This window comes from Yoonia sp. (assembly GCF_046498525.1).
Lineage (GTDB): Bacteria > Pseudomonadota > Alphaproteobacteria > Rhodobacterales > Rhodobacteraceae > Yoonia.
Map to the genome: position 1 here is coordinate 1 of NZ_JAWOAN010000057.1, position 5,187 is coordinate 5,187.

Genomic DNA, 5,187 nt, shown 5'->3' on the forward strand with positions numbered 1-5,187 from the left:
CTCTCTTCCGCAACAACCTCCAGGAAGGTGGTCCGCAGGTCCTTCGGCAGACCATCAAGCCAGCGCTTGTTAATCAGGTGCACAAACAGCCCCTGAGCATAATTCAACTCAGTAAAATGCTTGCCATAATATAATCATATATAAATAATGGTTCTAAAGTTCTTTTAATATAACTGTTCATCATTTCAACATCATTTTGAACACCATAAGCTAAATATAGGTAATCTTCAAAACTATAATATTCAGCATAGCCACTTTGCATAAACCCTTGTTCTAATATGTGATCAAAGGCTTGCACGAACATCGCACCATAGGCCGGGATAGTGCGCACGCGCTTGGCGATAATGGGCCATGCCACATCGATCCGGTCATGGGTCGCGCCTGCGATTTCGTTTTCACGGGGGTTTCCGGCCATTTCGAACTGGGCGACCATCGGGAATAATGATTGGGCTGCAACGAGGTTGTCCAGCCCTTCGGGTAGCCATTCCTCGGCGGGGGAGTCGTAGCCGTTTCCGTAAATATCAGAGCGTGTCAGGCGCCCGTCATGGAACAGGGTTTCAATGTCATTATGTCCGAGATTCCATAGGCTTGGCGCGTTGCGGGGGATGCGTTTGCGGATTGCGTCAGGGCCGGTGCCGGTAGTGCGCTGCGGGCCGATACCAACACCCCCTTCGCCGATGCCGAGCGACAGGCCGTCGCCACTGGCATGATCGTGGTGATGGCAGGTACCGCAAGAGATATTCTTGTTTCCCGACAATATCTTATCGTAGAAAAGCAACTGCCCGATACGGGCTTGATCCGCATTGACGGGGATGTAATCATCTGGCCCGATCCCTTGTGCCATCGCGAGATTGGCACCCAGAAACATGCCGAGGACTGCCGTATGTATCGCGTACAGAAAGCGTACAGAACCTGTACGTACATTTGTGCATCGCTGATCTGTTTTGCCACGACTGCGCAGGCCGATATGGAGATTGCGCGCGATCTGATGGAGGCGGGAGACTACCCCGAGGCGCGCGCCATGTTCGAGGTCTATGCCCGATCCGGCAATGCCGAAGCCGAAGAGTTGATCGGCGTCATGTATGCCCTTGGCCTTGGCGTCGCGCGCGATGACGAGCGGGCTTTCGACTGGTATTTGCGGGCTTCTTTGAAGGGACATGCAGGTGCGCAATCCGGGCTGGGGTGGTATTATGAGGTGGGCCGGGGCATTCCCGCGCCTGATATGGTCCGAGCGTATCTTTGGTATGCTTTATCGGCAATAGGCGGGGACCCCGATGCGCTGGATTCGCTGGAATTGATCACGCCCCGGCTGACAAAAGAAGAACGGATGCGGGCCGAAGTGCTGGTGGATGACTATAAGGGATGGATGTATCCGTTTCGGTGAACGGGTACATCAAGGCCTTGCAAAACAGGATTATCGTAGTGTTTTCCCGTACTTCTGATGCGCAAAATGGTGCGTATAACTTCGGTTTATTTGTTGGTTTTAAACCAAATCTGGATTGAGACACTTGGTGTTTCGCGTCCAGAGTTGCGGTGTCGGGCCGTCTTGCCAGTGCTGGAACGGCCTGAAACCAGCACACGTCGAAAGGCGTACCTTCAACAATAACTATCGCGAAAGATGGGATAACATGACTGAGAAAAAAACAACCACACTATCACGCCGCCACCTGTTGACACGGATCGGTGGATTGGCCGCCGCTGCTTATGCGGTGCCCGCGTTTACGACGATGTCTATGGCGCATGCCTCTGACGGTGGATCGGCGGCGTCCGCAAAGAGTGCGGCAAGCTCTCCGAGTGAACCAAGCGATCCAAGCGATCCAAGCAAGGCAAGTGATCCAAGCATGGCTAGTAATTCAAGTTCATCAAGTGCTGCGTCCGGTGCCAGCGGCTGTGAGGCCGGTACCAGCTGGGACGGCAGGACATACAATTCGAACGGGAGGGTTTGCATCGCGGATTGATTTGGATGTTGTTCTACAAATGTTTGTGTTTGACTTGACCTGCGCACGGTTTGCAAACCACATTACGGCCCCTGAACAGGGGCCGTTTTGTTATGCGTGACGAGACTTTTGAAAATATCCGGTATCACGGTTTGAAGTCCCCTTTGCGGGTTGCCTGCCCTGACGTGGTGCGACCGTTGCTGGACCCGATCCTGAAAGCGTGGCCATCCATGGTGGACAGCGATGATCCGGCCAATGCTGCCCCCTTTGCCACGCTTGGCCCTTGCGAAAACGGGCGCTGGTCGCTTGAGGCGCCAATGGCGCAGAACCCGATCGCCCGGCATAATCCGGTCAATGCGATCTGCGACCTTGTTGTCGAGATGTCGTGGGAACGTCTGCGCAGCCGCCCTGAACTGCTGTGTCTGCATGCGGCGGCGCTGACGTTTGGTGACCGCCTTGTGATCTTTCCCAATGCGCGGCGCGCGGGAAAGAGCCTGTTGTCGGCCACGCTGTCGCAGCTTGGTCACGGTGTTTTTTCGGATGATTTCGTGCCATTGGCCGTGGATGCCGAAACGCAAGTGATCAGCGGCATCGCCAATGGCATTGCGCCGCGGTTGCGGTTGCCTGTGCCGGATAACCTGTCCGCGTCGCTGGACGCATGGATCACCGACCGGATAGGTCCGGCGAACAGGCAATACGGGTATCTGACTGGGATCGACCTGCCGCAATCGGGCACATCCGCGCCGGTGGGCGCGGTCGTGGTGCTTCAGCGGGATCCTGATCTTGCAGAACCTGCGTCACTGACACCCGTGAGCCAAGATGAAGCAATGGCGGCCTTGGTGATGCAGAACTTCGGGCGACAGGTCCATGCCGGGGCGATCCTGACGGTGACCGATGCACTGACCCGTTCGGTTCCTGTACTGCGCTTGCGCTATAACGCTGTCGAAGAGGCTGCGGCGCTCTTGAGCCAAAGCCCTTTGTTACGTGATCTTCCGGCGGCCCGTATGCCCAAGATAGGTCAGACCGGCACGTTGCCGCTTGCGTCTTTGGATGTGGCACAGGTGCAGCTTTCGGCACCTGTCGATCTGGTGCAGACCTTCGACAAGTTGCCCGGTTATACGGAAATAGAGACCGAGGCGGGCCTCTATCTGGCGGATGGTTCGGGCGTCGCTATCCACCGTTTGAATTCGGTTTCGACGGTGATCTGGAGGCTTCTTGATGACCCTTTGTCGGGCGCGGACATGGTCGGCGTGATGCAAGAGATCTACCCCGATATTGCCGGTGATCGCCTGCATGTGGACGTGCAGGGCGCGCTGCGGTTCCTGATCCAGCAGCGGTTGATCGCGATTGCGGCAGGTGGTGCTGTTTGATTTTGTCGGATGCGGTTGTCAATGCGTACTATATGCGGGGCAAAAGAGCCGTATCGCGAACGAAAAAGGGCCACCCTGTCGGGTGGCCCTGTCTTGGCGCGAATGGAGAAACCTTAGTTCAGGTCGCTTTCATAAGCTGCGGCCATTTCGGCCTCTACTTCGGCCACTGCCGCTTGCAGCGCGTCCAGCATATCTGATCCGCCGTCGACGTTCTCGCGGAACCATGCGTTCACAGGCTCGGCTGCTGCTGCGAATGCGGCTTTCTCTTCTGGGCTGGGCACATAGATATCGCCGCCGCCTGCAACGAAGGCCTCATAGGCTTCGATGGATTTGCGTTTGGGTGACGCGAAGGTTGCCTGCTGAAGCGCAGAGAAACCATCGACGACAACGCGGCGCAGGTCTTCGGGCATCGCCATGAAGTTTTCATTGTTCATCCACCACAGCGCGCCCATGTAGGAATGGCCGTCCAGTGTCAGATATTGCAGGCCTGCATCGGGGAACTTCATGCCCATGATGTCGGTGATGCCGTTGGCAGTGCCTTCAACAACGCCGGTTTGCAGCGAGGTGAACAACTCGGGCCACGGGATCGGCGTCGCAGAGGCGCCCATGGCTTCGACAAGCTGAACGGGCAGGTCGGCCACGACTGTCCGTAGCTTGAGACCGTTCATGTCGTCAGGGGTAGTGACCCGGCGTTCGGTGTTGGCAAAGTTGCGCCAGCCGCCGGTGTTGCCGATGGTCATCAGGCGGATCGTGTTGTCGCTGTCCTCAAGCGCCTTGTCGCGCAGTGTGCGGACGAAATCGCCGGACAGTACGGCCTCGGCCACGCGGTCGGAGGACATCAGGTAGGGCAGGTCAAGCACTTGCACATAAGGGAAAATGCCTGCGGCACCGCCCGATGTGGAGATGTAGACATCGATGGAACCTTCGGACACGCCTTCAAGACATTCCGCACCGGTGGCGCAAAGCTGTGTGCCGATGAAAACCTCGACGGCGATGCGCCCGTTGGAGGCCGCCTCGACGTAGTTCTTGAACACAACCAGACCGTCTGCGTCTTCGTCGTTTTCGTTGGAGTTGGCAGTGGCGCGGATCGTAAAATCCTGTGCCCATGCCGCCAGCGGTGTCGCCAGCAGTGCGGCGGTGGCCGCGACTTTCGTGAACTGTTTCAGCATAATTCTCTCCCTATTGATGCTGTTAGTTGATGCCCGGTGCCGGGCTGATGCAAGCGCTAAACCCGATTTCCGGGGCACACCCCAAGAAACCTGTGAGGTAAGGCACTGTCATGGAAATGGCGGGAATATAGGTGATCAGGAAGATCACGAAGATTTCCACCGCAAGGAATGGCAGGATCGCCTTGGCAATCGTCTCGACTTTTTCGCCTGACACGGTACTGGCCACGAATAACACCAGCCCCATGGGGGGTGTTGCCAGCCCCACTGTCAGGTTGACGCTCATGATGATCGCGAAGTGTACGGGGTGCACGCCAAGATCCACGAAGATCGGCCCCAGTATCGGCCCGAGGATGATGATCGCGGGCCCTGCATCAAGGAACATACCCACGATGAACAAAAGGATGTTGATCAGGAACAAGAGCATCAGCGGGTTTTCGGACAATGACAGGATATAGTCGCTGAGAATCTGCGGTGCGTATGACAGCGATACGACGGTCTTGAAGGCGACAGCCGCACCGACCAACAGCAGCACGGCCGAGGTGGCAAGGGCAGAGCGCGTCAGGACATCGCCGAGGTCCTTGAGCTTCATCGAGCGCAGCACGAAAAAGCTGACGATCAGCGCGTAGGCCACGGCCCCGGCAGAGGCTTCTGTCGGGGTGAAAACACCGACAAGGATACCGCCCAGAATAATGATCGGTGTTTGCAGCGGTG

5 protein-coding genes and 1 pseudogene are annotated in these 5,187 nt (G+C 56.9%); 2 read left to right on the plus strand and 4 right to left on the minus strand.

The window, feature by feature from the left end; all coding sequences use genetic code 11:
- Positions 1 to 277: 277 nt before the first annotated feature.
- Positions 278 to 844 (minus strand): annotated as a pseudogene (locus R6T97_RS03760) (cytochrome c peroxidase); the annotation flags it as partial.
- A gap of 39 nt (positions 845 to 883) precedes the next feature.
- Here R6T97_RS03760 and R6T97_RS03765 point away from each other — a divergent pair.
- Positions 884 to 1,384: a tetratricopeptide repeat protein gene (locus tag R6T97_RS03765; RefSeq protein WP_410347965.1), complete on the plus strand. Its 501-nt coding sequence runs from the start codon at positions 884 to 886 to the stop codon at positions 1,382 to 1,384.
- A 318-nt stretch (positions 1,385 to 1,702) separates the two neighbouring features.
- On the opposite strand, the gene R6T97_RS03770 is transcribed toward R6T97_RS03765, so the two are convergent.
- Positions 1,703 to 1,948 (minus strand): hypothetical protein, encoded by a 246-nt coding sequence (locus R6T97_RS03770; protein WP_410347966.1) that lies wholly within the window; start codon positions 1,946 to 1,948, stop codon positions 1,703 to 1,705.
- 102 nt (positions 1,949 to 2,050) lie between these two features.
- On the opposite strand from R6T97_RS03770, the gene R6T97_RS03775 reads away from it, so the two are divergent.
- On the plus strand, positions 2,051 to 3,307 hold the full coding sequence (locus R6T97_RS03775; RefSeq protein ID WP_410347967.1) for a PqqD family peptide modification chaperone: 1,257 nt from the start codon (positions 2,051 to 2,053) through the stop codon (positions 3,305 to 3,307).
- Positions 3,308 to 3,420: 113 nt separating this feature from the next.
- Here the strand turns inward: R6T97_RS03775 and dctP are convergent, their stop codons facing one another.
- Both dctP and R6T97_RS03785 read right to left on the minus strand, forming a co-directional pair.
- On the minus strand, positions 3,421 to 4,476 hold the full coding sequence (gene dctP, locus R6T97_RS03780; RefSeq protein WP_410347968.1) for a TRAP transporter substrate-binding protein DctP: 1,056 nt from the start codon (positions 4,474 to 4,476) through the stop codon (positions 3,421 to 3,423).
- A 22-nt stretch (positions 4,477 to 4,498) separates the two neighbouring features.
- Positions 4,499 to 5,187: TRAP transporter large permease subunit (locus R6T97_RS03785; RefSeq protein ID WP_410347969.1), on the minus strand; the 689-nt coding region annotated here is incomplete at its 5' end.